Source organism: Streptomyces sp. NPDC048507 (assembly GCF_043199995.1).
Classification (GTDB): domain Bacteria; phylum Actinomycetota; class Actinomycetes; order Streptomycetales; family Streptomycetaceae; genus Streptomyces.
This window is the reverse complement of the sequence record NZ_JBICWZ010000005.1, coordinates 430075-455407: the sequence shown is the minus strand read 5'-3', so window position 1 is coordinate 455407 and position 25333 is coordinate 430075. Positions and strand designations below refer to the sequence as shown.

At 75.7% G+C, this 25333-nt stretch carries 1 protein-coding gene and 2 pseudogenes; all 3 read left to right on the top strand.

Features of this window, described 5'->3' with window-relative positions:
* The first annotated feature begins 17 nt into the window (after window positions 1-17).
* On the top strand, window positions 18-14345 hold the full coding sequence (locus ACGFXC_RS17745) for a type I polyketide synthase (protein WP_393713707.1): 14328 nt from the start codon (window positions 18-20) through the stop codon (window positions 14343-14345).
* Window positions 14330-23779, top strand: a pseudogene (locus ACGFXC_RS17740) (SDR family NAD(P)-dependent oxidoreductase); the annotation flags it as partial. The gene ACGFXC_RS17745 and the pseudogene ACGFXC_RS17740, both read left to right, overlap by 16 nt.
* A pseudogene (locus tag ACGFXC_RS17735) lies at window positions 23753-25327 on the top strand (SDR family oxidoreductase); the annotation flags it as partial. The pseudogenes ACGFXC_RS17740 and ACGFXC_RS17735, both read left to right, overlap by 27 nt.
* Window positions 25328-25333 lie beyond the last annotated feature (6 nt).

Genomic DNA, 25333 nt, shown 5'->3' with positions numbered 1-25333 from the left:
CCATGGAGCTGATCCCAGTGGCGACTGACGACAAGATCGTCGACTATCTCAAGCGGGTCACCGCCGACCTGAAGCGGACCCGGCAGCGCGTGCGGGAACTCGAAGCGGGGGCGTCGGAGCCCATCGCCATCGTCTCGATGGCGTGCCGCTTCCCCGGCGGGATCGCCTCCCCCGAGGAGCTGTGGGAGTTCGTCCGCGCCGGCGGCGACGCGATCGGGGCGTTCCCCGCCGACCGCGGCTGGCGCACCGACCACCTGCGGGGCGACTTCCGCCTGGCGGGCGGCTTCCTCACCGGCGCCGGTGACTTCGACGCCGGGCTGTTCGGCATCTCGCCCCGCGAGGCCCTGGCGATGGACCCGCAGCAGCGGCTGCTGCTGGAGACCGCCTGGGAAGCCCTGGAACGGGCCGGTGTCGACCCCACCTCCAGGCGGGGCACCGAGGGCGGCGTCTTCATCGGCATGGCCGACCAGAAGTACGGCCCGCGCGACAGCGAACTCCTGGACGAGGTCAAGGGGCTCGTCCTGACCGGGACGACCAGCAGCGTCGCCTCCGGCCGCATCTCCTACTCGCTCGGCCTGCAAGGGCCCGCGATCACCATCGACACCGCGTGTTCCTCCTCGCTGGTCGCCCTGCACCTCGCGGTCCGGGCCCTGCGCGCGGGGGAGTGCTCCTTCGCCCTGGTCGGCGCCGCCGCCGTGATGGCCGAGCCCAACCTGTTCGCGGAGATGGCCGAACAGGGCGGCATGGCGGGCGACGGCCGCTGCAAGGCGTTCGCCGCCGCCGCGGACGGCACCGGCTGGGGCGAGGGCGTCGGCATGCTCCTGCTGCAGCCGCTGTCCACCGCGCGCGAGCAGGGCCTGCCCGTCCTGGCGACGATCCGCGGCACCGCCGTCAACCAGGACGGTGCCTCCAACGGCCTGGCCGCACCCAACGGCCCCGCCCAGCGCCGGGTCATCCGCAAGGCGCTCGCGGACGCCCAGCTCAGCGTCGGCCAGGTCGACGCGGTCGAGGCGCACGGCACCGGCACCCGGCTCGGCGACCCCATCGAGGCCCAGGCGCTGCTGGCCACCTACGGCCAGGACCGGGCCGGCGACGAGCCGTTGTGGCTCGGCTCCGTCAAGTCCAACATCGGTCACACCCAGGCCGCCGCCGGCCTCGCCGGTGTGATCAAGATGGTGGAGGCCATGCGGCACGGGGTGCTGCCGCGCACCCTGCACGTGGACGAACCGACCGCGCAGGCCGACTGGCGGGCGGGCGCCGTGCGGCTGCTCACCGACGAACAGGCCTGGCCGCGGACCGGCCGGCCGCGCCGCTCCGCCGTCTCCTCCTTCGGCATCAGCGGCACCAACGCCCACGTCGTCCTCGAACACGAGACGACGGCCGGGGCGCCCGGCCCGGACACCGGCGCCCCGGCCGACGCCTCACCCGCCGCCCCCCTCCCGTGGCTGGTGTCGGCGGCCGACGCCGACGGCCTGCGGGCCCAGGCGCGGCGCCTGCGGCGCCACGCCCGGGAGGACGGTCCGCTGCGGCCCCTGGACATCGCGCATTCCCTGGCCACCTCCCGCGCCCAGCTCACCCACCGCGCCGTCGTCCTCGGCACCGGCCACGAGGAGCTGCTCGCCGGACTGGCCGCGCTCGGTGCCGGCGACGCGCACCCCCGCGTCGTCAGGGGCCGCACCGCGCCGGCCGGCCCGGTCGCCTTCCTCTTCACCGGACAGGGCTCACAGCGCGTCGGCGTCGGACGCGAGCTGTACGACACGTTCCCGGTGTTCGCGCAGGCCTTCGACGAGGTGCGCACCCTGCTCGACCCGCAGCTGGCGTACCCCCTCGCCGACATCCTCGACGGGCGCGTCGAGGACGGCCTGCCCCTGATGCAGCAGACCGGGTACGCCCTCGCCGCGGTCTTCGCCCTGGAGGTCGCGCTGTTCCGGCTCGTCGAACACGCGGGGGTCACCCCCGACTTCGTCCTCGGCCACTCCACGGGCGAACTCGCCGCCGCCCACTGCGCCGGAGTGCTCTCGCTCCAGGACGCCTGCACCCTGGTCGCCGCCCGCGGACGCCTCGTGCAGACCCTGCGCACCGACGGCGCGATGGTCGCCCTGGAGATGTCCGAGGAGGACCTGACCGCCCTCATCGCGGAAGCCGGGGTCGGTGACCGGGTGACCCTCGCGGCGGTCAACGGGCCGCGCGCGGTCGTGCTGTCCGGAGACGCCGAGCCCGTGGAACGGGTGCGGGCCCTCAGTGCCGGACGCGGCCACCAGACCCGCAAGCTGCCGATCAGCCACGCCGCGCACTCCGTCCACATGGAACCGATGCTGGAGCGGCTGCGCGAGGTCGCCGAAGGCCTGGAACACCAGCGTCCCGGCATCCCGCTGGTCTCCAACCTGACGGGCGCGCCCTTCTCCCCGGAGGAGATGAGCTGGCCCGAGTACTGGGTCCGGCAGATCCGCGAGACGGTGCGCTTCCAGGACGGGGTCCGCTGGCTCGGGGCCCAGGGCGTCACCGCCTGCCTGGAACTGGGTCCCGGCGGCGCGCTCACCGCGATGGCCCGTGACTGCCTCCAGGCCGCGGGCCGCGAGATGGCGCTGGTGCCCGCCCTCCAGCACCAGCGGTCCGAGCCCGAAACGTTCCTGACCGCGCTGGCGGAACTGCACGTGCACGGCGTGGGAGTGGACTGGGGCACCGTGCTGACCGCCCGCGGCGCCGCCCGCCCGGCCCGGCTGCCCACGTACGCCTTCCAGCACGAGCGCTACTGGCTGCCCGCCACCCCGGCCGCACCGCGCGCCGCCGAACCGGCCGACGAGGCCGGCCGGCTGCGGTACGGCGTCGGCTGGGCGCCGCACACCGGCTTCGACGCCGGCGCGACGCCGCACGCCCCCTGGCTGGTCGTCGCCCCCGAAGGGGCGGACGGCTCCCGGGTCGCCGAAGCCCTCGGCGAGCCGACGCCGCTGCTGACCTACCGCACGGGCGAGGACACCGCGGCCCTCGCCGAGCGGCTGCGCGCGGCCCTGCCCGGGGGCGGTTCCCCCGGGGGCGTGCTCGCGCTGCCCGCACGGCCGGACACCTCGGCCCTGGAAGCCGCCGTGACACTGCGGCGCGCCATGGCCGAAGCCGGGCTGGACGCTCCGCTGTGGTCGGCCACCCGTGCCGCCGTCAGCGTCGGCACCGAGGCCGTGCCCGGTGCGGCCCAGGCCCCGCTGTGGGGGCTCGGCCGGCTCCCGCACGCCGACGGCGGCGTCGTCGACCTGCCGGCGGACCTGGACGCCCGCTCCCTCCGCCTCCTCGCGGCCGTGCTGGCATCGCCCGGCGACGCCGACGAACTGGCCGTACGCCCCTCGGGGGTGTTCGCCAGGAAGCTGCGGCCCGCGCAGCCGCCCCGGCACCACCGCGAGCGGCACCCCGCCGGAACCGTCCTGGTCACCGGCGACCTGGCCGGAGTGACGCCGCAGCTGCTGGAGACGCTCTCCGAGGGGGGCGAGCACCGCGTCGTGCTGGCGCACCGTCCCGGCGCGCCGCTCCCCGCCGCGCACGAGGACCACCCGTACACGCCCGTCGAGTGGGACCCCACCACCGGTGCGGACCCCCTGACTCCGCTCGGCGTCACCACGGTGGTGCACCTCAGCGGCATCGACCCGGCCGGCCCGTCCACCGTCGACGGCCTCGACCCGGCCGCGCTGGTCCGCGCCGTCGAGGACCGCCTGATCACGGTGACGCGCCTGGAAGAGCTGTTCCGGGACGCCGACCTGGACGCCTTCGTCCTGCTGTCCACCGTCGCCGGTACCTGGGGCGGCACCGAGGACGTCGTGCACACCATCGCCCACGCCGCCCTGGAGTCGCTGGCCGAGCGCCGGGCGCTCGACGGCCGGCCCGCCACCTGCGTCGGCTGGGGCCCGTGGCGGACAGCCGGTGCCGGTGAAACCCCGGCCGTGCCCGGGCTGCTGCCCATGCCCCCCCGGCTGGCGCTGACGGCCCTGGCGCACGCCCTGGACGCGGACGAGGCGGTCTGCGCGGTCGCCGACGTGGACTGGGCCCTGTTCCATCCCGTCCTGACCGGCCGGGGCCCCCGTCCGCTGGTCTCGGACCTCCCCGCGGTCCGGGCCCTGCCCGCGCCCACCACCGCCGGGGCGCCCTCCGCGACCGCCGCCGGCCGCGATCACGACCTGCTGGAGCTGGTGCGCGCCCATGCGGCGGCCGTTCTCGGCCACTCCTGCGGCGACGCCGTCGACCCGCTGCGCCCGTTCCGCGACCTGGGCTTCGAGTCCCTGGCCGCCGTACGGTTCCGGGACGGCATCGCCGCCGAGACCGGGCTGCGGCTGTCCGCCACCCTGGTCTTCGACCACCCCACCCCCGCGGCGGTCGCCGCGTACCTGCGGGCCGAACTCTCCGGCGTACGGCAGGACGAGGAGGAGGTCGCGGCGGTCGCCCGCCACGACGACGACCCCGTGGTCATCGTCGGCATGGCCTGCCGCTACCCCGGGGGCGTGAAGGACCCCGAGGACCTGTGGGACCTCGTCCACTCCGGCCGCGACGGCGTCGGCGACTTCCCCGCCGACCGCGGCTGGGACCTGTCCGCACTGCGCCGCTCCGACCTGTCCATGAAGGGCGGGTTCCTGCCCGACGCCGCGGACTTCGACGCCTCCTTCTTCGGAATATCGCCGCGCGAGGCGCTGGCGATGGACCCCCAGCAGCGCCTGCTGCTGGAGGTCTCCTGGGAGGCGCTGGAGGGCGCGGGCATCGACCCCGCCGCCCTGCGCGGCACCCGGACCGGCGTGTTCGCCGGCGCCGCCGGCTCGGACTACGGCCAGGTGCTGGCCGGAGCCCCCGAGGCGGACGGCTACCTCATGACCGGCACCGCGGCCAGCGTCGTGTCCGGCCGCGTCGCCTACACCCTCGGTCTGCACGGCCCGGCGGTCACCGTCGACACCGCCTGCTCCTCCTCGCTGGTGGCCCTGCACATGGCCGTCGGCGCCCTGCACAAGGGGGAGTGCGACCTCGCCCTCGCCACCGGCGTGTCGGTCATCTCCACCCCGGGCGCGTTCGTGGACTTCGGCCGGCAGAGCGGCCTGGCCGCGGACGGCCGCTGCAAGGCCTTCGCCGCCGCGGCCGACGGCACCAACTGGGCCGAGGGCGTGGGCGTCCTGCTCGTGGAGCGCCTCTCCGACGCCCGCCGCAACGGACACCGCGTCCTCGCCACCGTCCGCGGCAGCGCCATCAACTCCGACGGCGCCTCCAACGGCCTCGCCGCCCCCAGCGGACCGGCCCAGCAGCGGGTGATCCGCCAGGCGCTCGCCGCGGCCGGCCTGTCCGCCGCGGACGTCGACGCCGTGGAAGCCCACGGCACCGGCACCACCCTCGGCGACCCCATCGAGGCGCAGGCCCTGCTGGCCACCTACGGCCGGGACCGCGAGGACGGCCACCCGCTGTGGCTCGGCTCGCTGAAGTCCAACATCGGGCACAGCGGAGCCGCCGCCGGCGTCGGCGGCGTGATCAAGATGGTGCAGGCGCTGCGCCGCGGCGTACTGCCGCGGACGCTGCACGTCGACGAGCCCACCCCCGAGGTGGACTGGTCGGCCGGCGCCGTGGAACTGCTCACCGAGAACCGCGACTGGCCGGACACCGGACGCCTCCGCCGGGCGGGCGTCTCCTCCTTCGGCGTCAGCGGCACCAACGCGCACGTCATCCTGGAGCAGGGACCGCGGGACGCGGACACCGTGACCGCCCCCGCCCCGGCGGGCCCGGGCGCCACCCCCTGGCTGCTGTCCGCCCGTACGCCGGAGGCACTGCGCACCCGGGCCGCGCTGCTGGCCGAGCGGCTGGCCGACCGGGAGGCACCGGTCGGCGCCGTCGGACACGCGCTGCTCACCTCCCGCTCCGGCTTCGAGCACCGCGCCGTGGTCCTCGGCGACGGGTACGAGGAGCTCGCCGCCGGACTGCGGGCGACCGCCGCCGGCGAACCCGCCGACGGCACGGTCACCGGCACGGCCCGCCCCGCCGGCCGCGGCCCCGTCTTCGTCTTCCCGGGGCAGGGCGGACAGTGGCCCGGCATGGCCGCCGAACTCCTCGACACGGCGCCGGCCTTCGCCGCCCGCTGGGCCGAGTGCGAGCGTGCGCTCACCCCGTACACCGGCTTCTCCATCACCGAGACCGTGCGCTCCGGTGCGGCGCTCGACGGGGTCGAGGCCGTCCAGCCCGTGCTGTTCGCCGTGATGGTCTCGCTGGCCGAGCTGTGGCGCTCCCACGGAGTGGTGCCGGCCGCCGTGATCGGCCACTCCCAGGGCGAGATCGCCGCCGCCTGCGTGGCCGGGGCCCTCTCCCTGGACGACGCGGCCCGCGTCGTCGCCCTGCGCGCCAAGGCGCTGTGCGCCCTCGCCGGGCACGGCGGCATGGTGTCGGTCGCCGTCCCGCGCACCGAGATCGAGCAGTGGCTGCCGCGCTGGGAGGGACGCGTGTCCCTCGCGGCCGTCAACGGTCCCTCCGCCATGGTCGTCTCCGGCGAGCCGGAGGCCCTTGAGGAACTGATGGCGCACGCCCGGTCCCAGGACGTACGCGTCCGGCGCATCGACGTGGACTACGCCTCCCACTCGGCGCAGGTGGAGCGCATCGAGGACGAGATCATGGCCGCTCTCGGCCCGGTCCGTCCCGGCGCCGCACCCGTTCCGTTCTTCTCCACCGTCACCGCCCAGTGGCAGGACACCATCGGACTCGACGCCGGCTACTGGTACCGCAACCTGCGCGAGCCGGTGCTGCTGGAGCCGGCCGTCACCGCGCTGGCCGAGCAGGGCCACCACGTGTTCGTGGAGGTCAGCCCGCATCCGGTGCTCGGCGGAGCGCTCGCCGAGACCGCCGAACTGGCGGGCGTCGAACCGGTGGTCACCGGTACGCTGCGCCGCGGCGAGGGCGGCCTGACGCGGATGCGCACCGCCCTGGCCGAACTGTGGACCACCGGTGCGTCCGTCGACTGGGCGCCCGCCTTCGACGGCCACGGCGGCACCCCGGTGGAGCTCCCCACCTACCCCTTCCAGCGCACCCGCTACTGGCCCGCGCCCCGGGCGGCCGCCCAGGACCCGCAGGACGAGCGGTTCTGGCAGGCCGTCGAGGCCCAGGACCTGCCCGCGCTCGCCGGCACCCTCGGGCTGGCCGACGCACAGCCGCTGCGCGAGCTCGTTCCCGCGCTGTCCGCCTGGCGGCAGGGCCGCAAGGAACGGTCCCTGATCGAATCCTGGCGCTACCGCATCGAATGGAAGCGGCTGCCCGACGCGCAGGTCTCCACCCTGCCCGGCACCTGGCTCCTGGTCGTACCGGCCGGCGCCGGTGACGACCCGGTCGTCACCGACACCGTCCGCGCCCTGCGCGAGCGGGCCGGCGGACTCCTCGTCCTCGCCGTGGACGCCGGATCCGACGAGAACGCACTGGCCGCCGCGATCCGCGGCGTGCTCGGCGACGCCACCCCGGCCGGAGTCGTCTCCCTCACGGGCACGGACACCTCGCCGCACCCGCTGGAAGCCGTCGTCCCCGCGGGCCTGGCCCTCAGCCTGGCCCTGCTGCGCGCGCTCGCCACCCTCGGCGTCCGGGCCCCGCTGTGGTACCTGACCAACGGGGCCGTCGCCACCGCCGACGACGCCGGACCGGCCCGCCCGGAGCAGGCCGGACTCTGGGCCCTGGGCCGGGTCGCCGCACTGGAAGCCCCGCACACCTGGGGCGGTGTCGTCGACCTCCCCGACAGCGTCGACGAGCGGACGGCCGACCGACTGGTGGCCGTCCTCACCGGGACCGACGGGGAGGACCAGGTCGCGCTGCGCCCCTCGGGCACCCACGGCCGCAGGATCGTCCGGGCCGTCCCCGCCCCCGCCGCCCCCGGCACGGGCTGGAAGCCGCACGGCACCGTCCTGGTGACCGGCGGCACCGGAGCCCTCGGCGGACGGGTCGCCCGCTGGCTGGCCCGCGAGGGCGCCGAGCACATCGTCCTCACCAGCCGCAGCGGCGCCCGCGCGCCCGGCGCCGACGACCTGGCCGCCGAACTGACCGCGGCCGGCACCAGGGTCACCCTGATCTCCTGTGACCTCGTGGACCCCGGGCAGGTGGCCGAGATGGTCGCCCGGGTCCAGCGCGACGGCGACCGCATCGGCGCCGTGGTGCACACGGCGGGCGGCGGCGGCCTCGGCCCGCTGGCCGGGGCGGGGGTCGAAGACCTCGCCGACGCGCTGGCCGCCAAGGTCACGGGCATCGCCCACCTGGAAGCCGCGCTCGACCCCGGACAACTCGACGCGGTCGTCTACTTCTCGTCCATCAGCGCCTCCTGGGGCGCCGGCGGCCACGGCGTCTACGCCGCGGCGAACGGCGTGCTCGACGCACGCGCCGAAGCGCGCCGTGCGGCCGGGGTACCCACCCTGTCCGTCGCGTGGGCCCCGTGGGCCGGCGGCGGAATGGCCGACGACCCGGTGTTCGAGACGCTCTCCCGCAAGGGCCTGCCCCTCATCGACCCCGACCTGGCGGTCGCCGGACTCGCCGGGCTGCTCGCCGAGGGCGCGTCGTCCGTGCTGCTGGTCGACGTCGACTGGGCGCGGTTCGTACCGCAGTTCACCTTCGAACGCCGCAGCCGGCTGCTGGACGAGCTGCCCGAGGCCCGGCCCGAACCGGCCGCCGGGGAAGAGGCCCCCGACGACGCGGGCACCCCGCTCGCCCGGCGGCTGGCCGCACTCACCGGCCCGCAGCGCACCGCCGCCCTGCGCGACGTGGTGCGCGAGCACGCCGCCGCGGTCCTCGGCCACGACGACGCACGGGCCGTCGACCCGGCCCGCGCGCTCAAGGAGCTCGGCTTCGACTCGCTGACCGCGGTCGAGCTGCGCAACCGGCTGAGCACCGTCACCGGGCTGAAGCTGCCCGCCACCCTGGTCTTCGACCACCCCAACGCCATCGCGCTGGCCGCCTTCCTGGACCGGCGGACGGGCGGCGGCACCGCCGCCCGGGGCGTCCCCGACACCACCGTGGTGCGGGTCGACCAGGACGATCCGATCGCCATCGTCTCGACGGCCTGCCGCTACCCCGGCGGGATCGCCTCCGCCGAGGACCTGTGGCGGGCCGTGCGCGACGGGGCCGACCTGATCACCCCGTTCCCCACCGACCGCGGATGGCCCCTGGACCGGCTCATGGACCCCGACCCCGACACGGCCGGCGCCAGCTACGTCGACCACGGCGGGTTCCTGCACACCGCGGGCGACTTCGACCCCGGCTTCTTCGGGATCTCCCCGCGCGAGGCACAGGCGATGGACCCGCAGCACCGGCTCCTCCTGGAGTCGTCCTGGGAGGCCCTGGAGCGCGCCGGCATCGATCCCAAGTCGCTGCAGGGCAGCCGTACGGGCGTGTACGTGGGCATGACCGACCAGGCCTACGGCACCCGGCTGCGCGGATCCACCGACGGCATGGAGGGTTTCCTCGTCAGCGCCTCGGCCAACGTCGGCTCGGGCCGGATCTCCTACTCCCTCGGATTCGAGGGACCCGCCCTCACCGTCGACACGGCGTGCTCCTCCTCCCTGGTCGCGCTGCACCTGGCCGCGCAGGCGCTGCGCAACGGCGAGTGCGACCTGGCGGTGGCGGGCGGCGCCACCGTGATGCCCGACCCGACCTCGTTCGTCGCGTTCAGCAGGCAGCGCGGCCTGGCCGCCAACGGCCGCTGCAAGCCGTTCGCCGCGGCGGCCGACGGGTTCTCCCTCGGTGAGGGCGCGGGCGTGCTCCTCGTGGAGCGGCTCTCCGACGCCCGCCGCAACGGCCACCCCGTACTGGCGGTCATCCGCGGCTCCGCGGTCAACCAGGACGGTGCCTCCAACGGCCTGACCGCGCCCAACGGACCCGCCCAGGAGCGGGTCATCCGCCAGGCGCTGGTCAACGCCGGCCTGCCGTCCTCGGCGGTCGACGCGATCGAGGCCCACGGCACCGGCACCACCCTCGGTGACCCCATCGAGGCCCAGGCCCTGCTGGCCACCTACGGTCAGGACCGGCCCGCGGACCGGCCGCTCTACCTCGGCTCGGTGAAGTCCAACATCGGCCACAGCCAGGCCGCCGCCGGTGTGGCCGGCGTCATCAAGATGGTCGAGGCGATGCGGCACGGAGTGCTCCCGCGCAGCCTGCACGTGGACGCCCCCAGCCCGCACGTGGACTGGACGGCGGGAGCGGTGGAACTGCTCGCCGAGGCCCGGGACTGGCCCGAGACCGGCGAACCGCGCCGGGCGGGCGTCTCCGCCTTCGGGATCAGCGGTACCAACGCCCACGTGATCCTGGAGCAGGCACCGGACGGCGACGCCGCCACCGGGGCCGGGGGCGGCCCGCGGACCACGGAGCCGGGCACGCCCGTCCCCGTCGTCCTCTCCGCCCGGACCCGCGAGGCCCTCGGCGGCCAGGCCACCCGCCTGGCCGGCCGGCTCGGCGGGGAACCGGCCGCCGTCACCGACATCGCCTACTCGCTGGCCACGACCCGAACCGTCCTGGACCACGCGGCCGTCATCGTCGCCGCCGACGCGGAGGAACTGCGCGGCGCCCTCGCCGACCTCTCCCGCGGGGCGGCCGAGGAACGCGCCGACGGCGGACTCGCCTTCCTGTTCACCGGACAGGGAGCCCAGCGCGCCGGCATGGGCCGCGAACTGTACGAGGCCTTCCCCCACTTCGCCGAAGCCTTCGACGAGGTGTGCGCCGAACTGGACCGGCACCTGCCGCGCCCGCTGCGCACGGTCGTGTTCGCGGAGCCCGGCTCACCCGAGTCCGCGCTGCTCGACCAGACCCTCTACACCCAGACGGCCCTGTTCGCCGTCGAAACCGCCCTGTTCCGGCTGCTGACGCACTGGGGCGTACGGCCCGACGCGCTGCTCGGCCACTCCATCGGCGAACTCGTCGCCGCGCACGCGGCCGGCGTCTGGTCGACCGCCGACGCGGCCCGGGTGGTCACCGCCCGCGCCCGGCTGATGCAGGCCCTGCCCGAGGGAGGGGCGATGCTGTCCGTCGCCGCCGCCGAGGACGAGGTGTCCGCACTGCTCGGCGCGTCCGCGGAACTGTCCGTCGCCGCCGTCAACGGCCCCGCCTCCGTCGTGCTCTCCGGCACCGGGGCCGCCGTCACCGAGGCGGACGCCCGCCTCGCCGCGGCGGGACTGCGCACCAAGCGGCTCGCCGTGAGCCACGCCTTCCACTCGCCGCTGATGGAGCCGATGCTCGCCGCGTACGAGCGGGAACTGGCGCAGGTCACCTTCGGGGAGCCCGCCCTGCCCGTCGTCTCCAACCTCACCGGCCGCACCGCCACCGCCGCGGAACTGCGAGACCCCGCCTACTGGGTGCGCCAGGTCCGGCACGCGGTCCGCTTCGCCGACGGGGTGCGCACGCTCCTCGACGAGGGCGTGACCACCTTCCTGGAACTGGGCCCCGACGGCGTCCTGACCGCCATGGCCCAGGAGACGGCGGCCGCGGCCGCGGCCGGCATCGCCACCCAGCGCAGGGAGCGGGACCAGGTGCGTACCCTGCTCACCGCGCTCGGCCGGACGCACGTCCGCACCGGACGGGTGGACTGGGCCGCCTTCTTCGAGGGCACGGGCGCCCGCCGGGTGGAACTGCCCACCTACGCCTTCCAGCACCGGCGCCACTGGCTCGACGCCCCGGCCGGCGGAGCCGACGCTCTGGCCGGCGCCGGGCTGGCCGGAACCGGGCACCCGCTGCTCACCGCGGCCGCGCCGCTGCCCCAGACGGGCGGGTTCCTCTTCAGCGGAGCCCTGCCCCGCGACACCGCCGCGCGGACCCTGCCCGCCGGCGACGTCCTGGACCTGGTGCTGTGGGCGGGCGGCCGGCTCGGCAACGACCGGATCGCCGGTCTCGACCTGAGCACCGCCGTCGCCCGGCCGGGCGCCCCGCTGCAGCTCGCCGTGGCCGGCCCCGACGAGGACGGCAACCGGGCCTTCACCCTGCACACCGGGCCCGCCGACGGCACGCAGGAACAGTGGGACCGCCTCGCCACCGGTGTGCTCGGCGGCGGGCCGGCCCCGACCGCATCCGATCCCGGGCAGTGGCCGCCGGCCGACGCCGAGCCGGACGCCCTGGACGCCGTGTGGCGCCGCGAGGGCGAACTGTTCGCCGAACTGGTGCTCACCGACGAGGAGGCGGCCGACGCCGACCGCTTCGGGCTGCACCCGGCGCTGCTGGCCGCCCTGACCGGCCTCGTCACCGAACTGGCCGGGGAACCGGTTCACTTCGACGGCGTGTCCCGGTACGCCACCGGAGCCACCGCGCTCCGCGCCCGGCTGACCCGGACCGCCGCCGACGCCGTCTGCGTCCGGCTCACCGACCCCGAGGGCGAGCCCGTCCTCACCGTCGACCGCGTCACCGTCAGGGAGGGCAGCGCCGCGAAGGCGGCCCCGGCAGGGACCCCGGACACGGACTCGCTCTACCGGCTCACCTGGACGCCCGCCCCGCAGACGGACACCGGACGGGCCACCCCCGTCTGGGCGGTGGTGGGCGACGACCCGCACGCCCTGGCGAAGGCCCTCGCCAACACGCAGGGCGCAGAGGTGCAGGCCCACCCGGACCTCGCGGCGCTCGCCGCGGCCGCCGACCACGGCGCCGGCCCCGACCTGGTCGTCCTCACCGTCGGCACGGCCCCCGGCGACCTGCTGGAGTCCGTCCGGCACACCACCCACCGCACGCTGGCCCTGGCCGCGGACCTCCTCGCGGACGCCCGGCTGACCGGAGCCCGCACCGTCTTCGTCACCCGGCAGGCCGTGGCCGCCGGCGACGGCGCTCCGGTGGACCCGGCCCAGGCGGCCGCCCGGGGCCTGCTGCTCTCGGCCCAGGCCGAACACCCGGAGCGGTTCGTGCTCGCCGACCTGGGCGACCGGGACGACGACGCCGACCTGCTCGCCGCCGCGGTGGCGCACGCGACGGCCGCGGCCGAACCGCAGCTCGCGATCCGCGGCGGGGAGGTGCTCGTACCCCGGCTCGCCCCGGTCACCGCAGAGCGGCCGGACGCCCCCGGCGCACCGCAGGACGGCCACGGCACGGTCCTGGTCACCGGCGCGACCGGCGGCATCGGCACCGAGATCGTGCGGCACCTGGCCGCCGAGCACGGCGTACGCCGGCTCCTGCTGCTCAGCAGGAAGGGGCCGCAGGACCCGCGAGCCGCCGAACTGGGCCGGACGCTCGCCGAGTCGGGCGCCGAGGCGACCTTCGCCGCGTGCGACACGGCGGACCGCGCGGCCCTGGCCGCCGTACTCGCGGACGTTCCGGCGGAACACCCCGTCACCGCGGTCGTGCACATCGCCGGAGTCGTCGACGACGGCGTCCTGACCACGCTGACGCCCGAGCGGGTGGACACCGTGCTGAGGCCCAAGGCCGACGCCGCGCACCACCTGCACGAGCTGACCGCCGGCCTGGACCTGTCCCGCTTCGTGCTCTTCTCCTCCGGCGTCGGCACCCTCGGCGGCGCCGGCCAGGCCAACTACGCGGCGGCCAACGCGTTCCTGGACGCGCTCGCCCACCGCCGCCGGGAGGCCGGCCTGCCGGCCACCTCGCTGGCGTGGGGACTGTGGGAGACCACCTCCGGCATGTCGGCCGGCCTGTCCGACGGCGACCGGCGCCGCATGGCGCAGGCGGGCGTCCTGGCCTTCAGCCCCCGGCAGGGACTCGCCCTGTTCGACCGGGCCTGGGACTCCGGGGCGGCCACCCTGGTGCCGATGCGCCTGGACCCGGCGGTCCTGCGGAAGAAGGCGGCGGACGGATCCCTTCCGGCCCCGTTCCGCGCCCTCGTCCGCACCCCGCTGCGCCGGGCCTCCGCGGGCGCGGCCGCCGCACCCGCGCAGACCCTCGCCCAGCAGCTCGCCGGACAGTCCGAGAGCGGCCGCCGGAGCATGCTGCTGGAGCTGATCCAGCGGCAGGTCGCGAGCGTCCTGGACTACGGGTCCGACGTGGTCCTCGACCCCAGGCGTCCCTTCCGGGAGCTCGGCTTCGACTCCCTGACCGCCGTGGAACTGCGCAACGGGCTGATCGCGGCCACCGGCGTCCAGCTCTCGGCCGCGCTCGTCTTCGACTACCCGACCGCGAACGCGCTCGCCGAGCACCTCCAGCACAAGATCCTGCGGTCCGTCGCCGGGGCCCCGCTGCCGGTACTGACCCAGCTCGACCACCTCGAGGCCGCGCTCGCGGCCTCCTCCCCGGACAACGCGACCCGCGAACAGGTGGCCGCCCGGCTGCGCGGCCTGGCCGCCGCCTGGAACGACCGCGAGGACGAAACGTCCGGGGCGGACATCACCAGCAAGCTCGATTCCGCGACGGATGAAGAGCTCTTCGACTTCATCAACGCGGAATTCGGAAAGGACTGAGCCGGATGAACAACGAGCAGCAGCTCCGTGACTACCTCAAGAGGGTCAGCTCGGAATTGCACCGCACCCGGCAGCGGCTGGCCGACGCCGAGGCGCGCGGCAGCGAGCCCATCGCGATCGTCGGAATGGCCTGCCGCTACCCCGGCGGGGTCAGTTCTCCCGACGACCTGTGGCGGCTGGTGACGGAGGAGACCGATGCGATCGGCCCGTTCCCCACGGACCGCGGCTGGGACCTGGACGGCCTCTACCACCCCGACCCCGACCACCCGGGCACCTGCCACGTCCGCGAGGGCGGCTTCGTCCAGGACATCGCCGGCTTCGACGCCGCCTTCTTCGGGATCTCCCCGCGCGAGGCCCAGGCGATGGACCCCCAGCAGCGTCTGCTGCTGGAGACGTCCTGGGAGGCCCTGGAGCGGGCCGGTTTCGACATCCACGCGCTGCGCGGCAGCCGTACGGGCGTCTTCGCCGGACTCAACCAGCAGGACTACGGCTCCCTGCTGGCCGCCTCCCCGGACGGAATGGACACCTACGGTTCCACCGGCACCTCCAACAGCGTCCTGTCCGGCCGCATCTCCTACGTACTGGGCCTGGAGGGCCCGGCGGTCACCGTGGACACGGCCTGCTCCTCCTCGCTGGTCACCCTGCACCTGGCCGCGCAGGCGCTGCGCAACGGCGAGTGCGACCTCGCCCTGGCCGGCGGCGCCACGACGCTCTCCACCTCCGCGGTCCACATCGCCCTGTCCCAGCAGCGGGCGCTGGCCCCCGACGGCCGCTCCAAGGCCTTCTCGGCCGCGGCCGACGGCGCCGGCTGGAGCGAGGGCGTCGGCGTCCTCGCGGTGGAGCGGCTCTCCGACGCCCTGCGCGACGGACACCCGGTACTCGCGGTGCTGCGCGGCTCCGCCGTCAACCAGGACGGCGCCTCCAACGGCCTGACCGCCCCGCACGGCCCCTCCCAGCAGCGCGTCATCCGCCAGGCGCTGGCCGACGCGGGCGTCTCGCCCGCCGAGGTGGACGTCGTCGAGGCGCACGGGACCGGCACCAGCCTCGGCGACCCGATCGAGGCGGACGCGCTGCTGTCCACCTACGGTCAGGCCAGGACCGCCGACCGGCCGCTGTGGCTGGGCTCGCTCAAGTCGAACATCGGGCACAGCGGCGCCGCCGCGGGCGTCGGCGGCGTCATCAAGATGGTGCAGGCGCTGCGGCACGGCCTGCTGCCCAAGACCCTGCACGTGGACGCGCCCACGCCGAACGTCGACTGGTCCGCGGGTGCCGTCGAGCTCCTCACCGAGGCGCGGCCGTGGCCCGTGTCCGACGCCCCGCGCCGGGCGGCCGTCTCCTCCTTCGGGATCAGCGGCACCAACGCCCACGTCATCCTCGAAGAGGCGCCCGAGCCGGCGGCCGAAGCCGTCACCCCGGACGGCACGGCGCCCACCGGCGCGCTGCCCCTGCTGCCGTGGCTGCTCTCCGCCCGCGGCGAGGCCGCCCTGCGCGCGCAGGCCCGCACCCTGCACGCCCACCTGCTGGCCGATCCGGAGCCCTCCGACGCCGACGTCGCGTACACGCTGGCCACCACCCGCACGGGCCTGGAGCACCGGGCCGCCGTCCTCGCCGCCGACCGGGACGGTCTCCTGGAGGCCCTGGACGCGCTCGCCGAGGACCGGCCCGCCGAAGGGGTCCTGCACGGCTCCCCGGTCGACGGCAAGACCGTGTTCGTCTTCCCCGGCCAGGGTTCCCAGTGGATCGGCATGGGCCGCGAACTCCTCGACGCCTCACCCGTGTTCGCCGAGAAGGCGGCCGAGTGCGCCGCGGCCATCGAGGAGTTCGTGGACTGGAAGGTCCTCGACGTCCTGCGCGGCGAACCCGCCGCGGCCTCCCTGGACCGCATCGAGGTCGTCCAGCCGGTGCTGTTCACCGTCATGGTGTCGCTCGCGGCGCTGTGGCGCTCCTACGGCGTCGAGCCCGACGCCGTGGTCGGCAGCTCGCAGGGCGAGATCGCCGCCGCGCACGTCGCCGGAGGCCTGACCCTCCCGGACGCCGCCCGGCTGATCGCCCTGCGCAGCCGCCTGCTGGCCGAGACCCTGGTCGGCAAGGGCGCGGTGGCGTCGGTGGCCCTCTCCGTCGACGAGGTGAACGCCCGGCTGGCCCGCTGGGACGGCAGGCTGTCCGTCTCCGGCGTCAACGGCCCGCGCATGGTCGCCGTCGCCGGCGACGACGACGCCCTGAACGAGTTCGTCGCCGAATGCGCCGCGGCCCGGATCCGCGCGAGGATCGTCGCGGCCACCGTGCCGACGCACTGCGCGCTGGTCGACCCGCTGCGCGAACGCCTGCTCGAACTGCTGGCCTTCGTCCGACCGCGAACCGGCGACGTCCCCCTCTACTCGACCGTCACCGGCGCGCTGCTCGACACCGCCGCCATGGACGCGGAGTACTGGTACGCGAACACCCGCGAGCCGGTCCTCTTCGAACCCGTCGTCCGCACCCTCCTCGCCGAGGGGCACAGCGCCTTCATCGAATCCAGCGCCCACCCGGTGCTGGCCCTGGGCATCGAGCAGATCGTCGACGCCTCCGCCGCGGCGGGCGTGACCGTGGAGACCCTGCGCCGCGACCAGGGCGGACTCGGCCGGATGCTGACCTCGCTCGCCGCCGCCCACCTCGGCGGCGTCCGCGTGGACTGGCGGGCCGTGTTCGCCGCGACCGGCGCCCGGAGCGTGGAACTGCCCACCTACGCCTTCCAGCGCACCCGCTACTGGACCGAGGTCACCGACCCCGCCGGAGACGTCGGCTCCGTCGGCCTCTCGCCGGTCCGCCACCCGCTGCTCGGCGCCCTCGTGCGGATGGCCGACGGTGACGGCGTCGTGCTGACCGGACGGCTCTCGCTGCGCGCCCAGCCCTGGCTCGCCGGACACGGCGTGTCCGACCGGGTGATCTTCCCCGGCACCGGGTTCGTGGAGCTGGCCGTACTCGCGGGCGACCAGGCCGGCTGCGGCCGGGTCGAGGAACTGACCCTGCACACCCCGCTCGTGGTGCCGTCCACGGGCGCGATGGTGGTCCAGGCCCACGTCGAGTCCGCAGACGAGAGCGGCGCACGCGTCGTCAGCGTGTACTCCCGCCCCGAGGACGCCCTGGCCGACGTCGTCTGGACGCGCCACGCCTCGGGCCTGCTCGTCACGGAGACCGCCACCCCGGCCGGGACCGACGCCCTCACCGGCAGCTGGCCGCCCGAGGGCGCCCGGCCCGTCGACATCACCGGCATGTACGACCGCATGGCCGAGGCCGGCTACCAGTACGGGCCCGAGTTCCGCGGCCTGACCCAGGTCTGGCACCTCGACGGCGAGGTGTACGCCGAGGTCGCCCTGCCCGCCGACCAGCGCACCCAGGCCGAACGGTTCGGTCTCCACCCGGCCCTCTTCGACGCGGCCCTGCACGCCATGTTCACCTGGGACGGCAACGACGGCGGGGGAGTCGGCATGCCGTTCTCCTGGACTGGCGTCCAGCTCCACGCGACCGGCTGCTCGCGACTGCGCGTACGCCTCGCCCGCCGCGGCGAGGACCAGTTCACCCTCCTGCTCGCGGACGAGACCGGAGAGCCCGTCGCCTCCGTCGACTCCCTGGTCGTACGCCGGATGACCGAAGCCGCCCTGCGTTCCGTCCGCTCCGACGTGCTGTACCGGCTCGACTGGAGGAACGTTCCTTCCGTCTCTTCCGAGGACGGCGCACCGCGCTGCGCGGTCCTCGGAACGGACCCCCTGGGGATCGCCGCCGCGCTGCCCGGCACGCCGGTCCTCGCCGGGATCCAGGAGGTCCTCGCACACCTCGACGGCCAGGGCCCGGACACCGTGCTGTGGCCGGTCCGCGGCGACGGCGGCCACGAGGACGTCGGCGCACCGGTGGTGGAGGCACTCGCCCTCCTGCAGGCCTGGATCGCCGACGCACGCCTCGACGGCACCCGCCTCGTCGTCGTGACCAGCGGCGCCGTCGCCACCACGGCCGACGAGGGCGTGGACGACCTCGCCGCCGCCGGGGTCTGGGGGCTGCTGCGCTCGGCGCAGAACGAACACCCCGGACGCTTCGGCGTCATCGACCTCGACACGGCCCCGGAGTCCCGTGCCCGGCTCGGCGCCGCCCTCGCCACCCGCGAGGAGCAGCTCGCCGTCCGTGACGGTGCGGTACGCACCCCCAGCCTGTCCCGCTGGGACCCGGGCACCAGCGTCCTGCCCCCGACCGGCGCGCCGGCCTGGCGCATCGAGAGCACGCGGCCCGGCACCATCGAGGGCCTGGAAGCCGTCCCCCACCCGCAGGCGCTCGAACCGCTCGGGCCGCGGCAGGTGCGGATCGGGGTACGGGCCGCCGGCATCAACTTCAAGGACGTGGTGGTCGCCCTCGACCTGGTCCCGGGCCTGACCGGACTGGGCGGCGAAGTGGCCGGCGTGATCACCGCCACGGGCACCGACGTCACCCACCACCAGGTCGGCGACCGGGTGTTCGGCCTGTCCACCGAGGTGTTCGGCCCCGTGACCGTCGCCGACGAGCGCACCGTGCACCGGATGCCCGCGGGCTTCTCCTTCGAGGAGGCCGCCTCCGTCGCCGTCACCTACATGACCGCCTACTACGGGCTCGTCGACCTCGGCGGACTGGCGCCGGGGCAGTCCGTCCTGATCCACGCCGCCGCCGGCGGCGTCGGCAGCGCCGCGATCCAGCTGGCCCGGCACCTCGGCGCCGAGGTCTACGCCACGGCGAGCCCCGGCAAGTGGCGGACCCTGCGCGACCAGGGCCTGGACACCGCCCACCTCGCCAACTCCCGCACCCTCGACTTCGAGCAGTGGTTCATGGAGTCCACCGGGGGCCGCGGCATGGACGTGGTCCTGGACTGCCTGGCCGGCGAGTTCGTCGACGCGGGCCTGCGCCTGCTGCCGCGCGGCGGCCGCTTCCTGGAGATGGGCAAGACCGACAAGCGCGACCCGGCGCAGGTCGCCGAAACCCACCCGGGCGTCGCCTACCAGGCGTACGACCTGCCCGAGGCCGGGCTGGAGCGCATCCACGAGATGCTGGAGACCCTCGTCGCCCTGTTCGAGAGCGGCACCCTGCTGCCCCCGAAGCTCAACCTGTGGGACATCCGCAACATCCGGACCGCCTTCCGGGCCCTGAGCCAGGCCACCCTCGTCGGCAAGGCCGTCCTCACCCTTCCCGGTGCGCCCTGGCCCACCGAAGGCACCGTCCTGATCACCGGCGGCACCGGCACGCTCGGCGGGCTGCTCGCCCGGCACCTGGTCACCGAGCACGGTGTCACCAGCCTGCTGCTGACCAGCCGGCGCGGCCCGGACGCCCCCGGCGCCCGGGAACTCGCCGGGGAACTGACCGCGGCCGGCGCCCGGGTGACCCTCGCCGCCTGCGACGTCGCCGACCGGGACGCACTCGCCGCGCTGCTCGCCGCCATCCCCGCCGACCGCCCGCTGGCCGCCGTCCTGCACACGGCCGCCGCCCTGGACGACGGCCTCGTCGAGTCCCTGACCCCCGAGCGGACCGCCGCCGTGCTGCGGCCCAAGGTGACCGGAGCGCTCAACCTCCACGAACTGACCCGGGACCTCGGCCTCAGCGCCTTCGTGCTGTTCTCCTCGATGGCGGGCACCATGGGCGCCCCCGGCCAGGGCAACTACGCCGCCGCCAACGTGATCCTCGACGCGCTGGCCGCCCACCGAAAGGCCCAGGGCCTGCCGGGACTCTCCCTCGCCTGGGGCTTCTGGCAGCAGCGCAGCGAGATGTCCGGCCACCTCGACGAGCGCGACATGGAACGCATGAGCCGCGGCGGCGTCGTGCCCATGACCTCCGAGGAGGGCCTGGCGGCCTTCGACATCGCCTGCCGCACCGACCTGGCCCAGCTGGCACCCATCAAGCTGAACCCGGCCGCGCTCGCCGGAACCACCGGCCGGGTGCCCCCCGTCATGCGGGCCCTGGTGCCCACCCCGGCCCGCCGGGCCGGCCGCCGCTCCGCCGGGACCGAGGACGGATCGCTGCGCGAGAGGCTGGCCCCGCTCACCGGCACCGAGCGCACCAGGATCCTCCTCCAGCTGGTCCGGTCGCACGTCGCGACCGTCCTGGGCCACGCCGACGCCGACACCGTCGGCTCGAGCACGCAGTTCCGCGAGCTCGGCTTCGACTCGCTGACCGCCGTCGAGTTCCGCAACCGGCTGACCAACGTCGTCGGCTTCCGGCTCCCCGTCACGGTGGTCTTCGACCACCCCACCCCCGCCGAACTCGCCGACTACATCGCCGGGGAACTCCTCGGCGACCTCGCCGGGGCCCCGGACCCGGCGCCCGCCGCCGCACCCCGCACGCCGGCCCCGGCCCGCACGGACGACGAACCCCTCGTGATCGTCGGCATGGCCTGCCGCTACCCCGGCGGAGTCGCCTCGCCCGACCAGCTGTGGGACCTCGTCCGCGACGAGCGGGACGCCATCGCCGGCTTCCCGGCCGACCGCGGCTGGACCACCGGGGCGCCCGCCGACGGCTCCGTCCCGCAGCAGGGCGGATTCCTGGAGCGCGTCGCGGAATTCGACGCCGCCCTCTTCGGTATCTCCCCGCGCGAGGCGCTGACCATGGACCCGCAGCAGCGCCTGCTGCTGGAAACGTCCTGGGAGGCACTGGAGCGCGCCGGAATCGCCCCCGACACGCTGCGCGGCAGCCGTACCGGCGTCTTCGTCGGCGCGGCCTCCTCCGGCTACACCAGCCTCTTCCGGCGCGGCTCGCAGGCACTCGCCGGATACGGCGTGACCGGCACGGCCACCAGCGTGGTCTCCGGCCGGGTGTCCTACGTCCTGGGCCTGGAGGGTCCGGCGATCACCGTCGACACCGCCTGCTCCTCCTCCCTGGTCGCCCTGCACACCGCCGCGCAGTCGCTGCGCGACGGCGACTGCGACCTGGCCCTGGCCGGCGGCGTCGCCGTGATGACCAGCCCGTTCCTCTTCGACGACTTCGCCAAGCAGGGCGGACTGTCACCCGACGGCCGCTGCAAGGCCTTCGCCGACGGGGCCGACGGCACCGGCTGGGCCGAAGGCGTCGGCATGGTCCTCGTCGAGCGGCTCTCCGACGCACGCCGCAACGGCCACCCCGTCCTCGCGGTGCTCCGCGGCTCCGCCGTCAACCAGGACGGCGCCTCCAACGGCCTGACCGCCCCCAGCGGCCCCTCCCAGCAGCGGGTCATCCGGCTCGCCCTGGAGCGCGCCGGACTCACCGCCGCGGACGTCGACGCGGTCGAGGCACACGGCACCGGCACCACCCTGGGCGACCCGATCGAGGCGCAGGCCATCCTCGCCACCTACGGCCGGGAACGCCCCGGCGACCAGCCGCTGCTGCTCGGCTCGCTGAAGTCCAACATCGGGCACAGCCAGGCCGCCTCCGGCATCGGCGGCATCATCAAGACGGTGCAGGCACTGCGCCACGGCGTGCTGCCCAAGACCCTCCACGTCGACGAACCGAGCACGAACGTCGACTGGACCACGGGCGCCGTGGAGCTGCTGACCGAGGCCCGACCGTGGCCGGAGACCGGCCGCCCCCGCCGGGCCGGCGTCTCCTCCTTCGGCGTCAGCGGCACCAACGCCCACGTCATCCTCGAACAGGCCGTCGAGCCCGGGAGCGCCGCGCCCACCGCACCGCTGCCGGTCACCCCGCTGCTGCTGTCGGCGCACGACGGGGACGCCCTGCGCGCCCAGGCCGGCCGGCTGGTCACCTGGCTCCGGGACCGGCACGAGGTACCCGCCACCGACGTCGCCCACTCCCTGGCGACCCGCCGCGCCGGCCTCGAATTCCGGGCGGCCGTCGTGAGCGCCGACCGCGAGGAGGCCCTGTCCGCGCTCGCCGCCTTCGCGGCCGGCGACACCCCGCGGGAGCTGCTGCGCGGCACGGCCGGCGAAGGCGCCCTCGCCGTCCTGTTCCCGGGCCAGGGGTCCCAGCGGCCGGGCATGGGACAGGAGCTGTACGCGGCCTTCCCCGCGTTCGCCCGCGCCTTCGACGAGGTATGCGCACACGTCGACCCGCTGCTCGGCAGGCCGCTGCGCGAGACCGTGTTCGGCGGCGGCCGGGACGAACTCGACCGGACCGCCGTCACCCAGCCCGCGCTCTTCGCCCTCGAAGTGGCCCTGTTCCGGCTCCTGGAGTCCTGGGGCGTGGTCCCCGACTACCTCCTCGGCCACTCCGTCGGCGAGATCAGCGCCGCCCACGTGGCGGGCGTCCTGGACCTCGCGGACGCGTCCCGGCTCGTCACCGCCCGGGGCCGCCTCATGCAGGCGCTCCCCGCGGGCGGCGCGATGCTCGCGGTGCAGGCGCAGGAACACGAGGCCGCCGCGGCCCTCACCGCGGTCCTGGGCGACCGGGCGCACACCGTGGACATCGCCGCCGTCAACGGCCCCCGCTCGGTCGTGCTCTCCGGCACCGCCGAAGGCATCGAGGCGCTCACCGCGCACTTCGCCGCCGCGGGCCGCCGGATCCGCGCCCTCAGCGTCAGCCACGCCTTCCACTCGCCGCTCATGGAGCCGATGCTCGACGCGTTCGCCGAGCTGGTCGACGGGCTGACCTTCGCCCCGCCGCGGATCCCCGTCGTCTCCAACCTCACCGGAGCCGTCCTCGGCGCCGACGAGATCGCGGACCCCCGCTACTGGGTGCGGCACGCCCGGCACACCGTCCGCTTCGCCGACGGCATCACCGCCCTCGCCGGCGCGGGCGTCACCGGGCTCCTGGAGCTCGGGCCCGACGCCACCCTCACCACGATGGCGCAGGACTGCCCCGGCCTCCCCGAAGAGGGAGTGCGCACCTCGCTGCTGCGCCGCGACCGGCCCGAGCCGCAGGCGCTCCTGACGGCCCTGGCCGCGGCCCACGTGAACGGCGTCACCATCGACTGGAACGCCGTCTTCGAGGGGACCGGAGCCCGCGCCGCGGACCTGCCGACGTACGCCTTCCAGCGGACGGCCTACTGGCCCTCCGAGTCCGCCGCCGAACGCGGCGACGTGTCCTCGGCCGGCCTGGAGAGCGTCGGGCACCCGCTGCTCGGCGCCATGGTCAGCCAGGCCTCCGGCGGCGACGTCCTGTTCACCGGGGAGATCTCCCTGGCCGGCCAGCCCTGGCTGGCCGACCACCGGATCCTGGACGCCGCCCTGTTCCCCGGCACGGGCTTCCTCGAACTCGCCCTCTGGGCAGGCGAGCGGCTCGATGCCGGCCACGTCGGGGAACTCGTCGTGCACAGTCCCCTGATCCTGCCCGAACACGGCGCCGTCACCGTCCAGGTCGCCGTCGGCGAAACCACCGACGCGGGACACCGTCCCGTCACCGTCTACTCCCGTCCCTCCGCCGGCACGGCATGGACCAGGCACGCGGAAGGACACCTCGCCGCCGCCGCGGGGACCCGGGAAACGCAAGGGCTCCCGGTCTGGCCGCCCCAGGGGGCCCAGCCGCTCGACCTGACCGGCTTCTACCCCGCGCTCGCCGCCTCGGGGACCTCCTACGGCCCCGTCTTCCAGGGCCTGACCGCCGCCTGGCGGCTGGACGGCGACGTCTACGCCGAGGTCACCCTGCCCCCGCAGGCGGCCGACGACGCCCAGGCGTTCGGAGCGCACCCCGCACTCCTCGACGCGGCCCTGCACACCCTCGCGTTCCTGCCCTCCGCACAGGACTCCGACGGCCCCTTCCTGCCGTTCTCCTGGCGCGAGGTGTCCGCCCACCACCGGGGGACCGGAAGCTGCCGGGTCAGGCTCACGGCGGGTGAGGGCGCCGGCGAGGTGGCGGCGAGCCTGTGGACCGGCGACGGCACCCCGTTGGCGACCGTCGGCGGACTCAGCCTCCGAACGGTCTCCCGCAGCCAGCTGGGCACCGCCGCCACGTCCTGCCTCTACCGGGCGGACTGGACCGCCGCCCCGGCCGCGGAACCGGCCGGCGCTCCCGCCCTGTACTGGGCCGTCGTGGGACAGGAGCCGGCCGACGCCGACCACTACCCGGACCTCGCCTCCCTGCGGCAGGCCCTCGCCGACGGCGCGCCGGTACCGGACAACGTCCTGATCACCTGCGCCTCCCCGGCCGCGGATCCGGACGCCGCCGCGGCCCGGACCGCCGTCCACACGGCACTCGACCTCGTCCGCACCTGGACCGAGGAGGAGCTGTTCGACAAGTCCACCCTGGTGCTGTGCACCCGCGGCGCGGTCGAGGCGCGGCCCGGCGAAGGAATCCGCGACCTCGCCCACAGCCCGGTGTGGGGCCTGGCGCGCAGCGCCCAGCTGGAGCACCCCGGCCGGCTGTTCCTGGTCGACCTCGACGCCGACAGCCCCCTCCCGGACCTCACCCAGGCGCAGACCCTGACCAGGGCCGACACCACCGAGGCGGCCCAGTTCGCGGTCCGCGACGGCAAGGTCCTCGTCCCGCGGGTGGTCCGGCACACCGTGGACACCGCGCTCCGCGCCGAGCGGTGGCCGGCCGACGGCACCACCCTGATCACCGGTGCCACCGGCATGATCGGCTCCCTGCTGGCCGGGCACCTCGTCCGCGAACACGGCGTACGCCACCTCGTGCTCACCTCCCGCAGCGGCCTGGCCGCGCCGGGAGCGGCCGACCTCCAGCGCGAACTGGCGCGGGAGGGCGCCGACGTACGGGTGGTCGCCTGCGACGCCGCCGACCGGGACGCCCTGGCGACCGTGCTCGGCACGATCCCGGCGAGCGCACCCCTGGTAGGGGTGGTGCACGCGGCCGGAGTCGTGGACGACGGCCTGCTCGGCTCGCTCACCGGCGACCAGGTGGACCGGGTCCTGACCCCCAAGGTCGACGCCGCGGTGAACCTGCACGACCTCACCGCCTCCTTCGACCTGCGCGGCTTCGCGGTCTGCTCCTCCCTCGCGGGCGCGCTGGGCGGTGGCGGACAGGCCGCCTACGCCGCGGCCAACGCCTACCTCGACGCCCTGTGCCGCCGGCGGCGGGCCGACGGCCTGCCCGCGCTCGCACTGGCCTGGGGACCC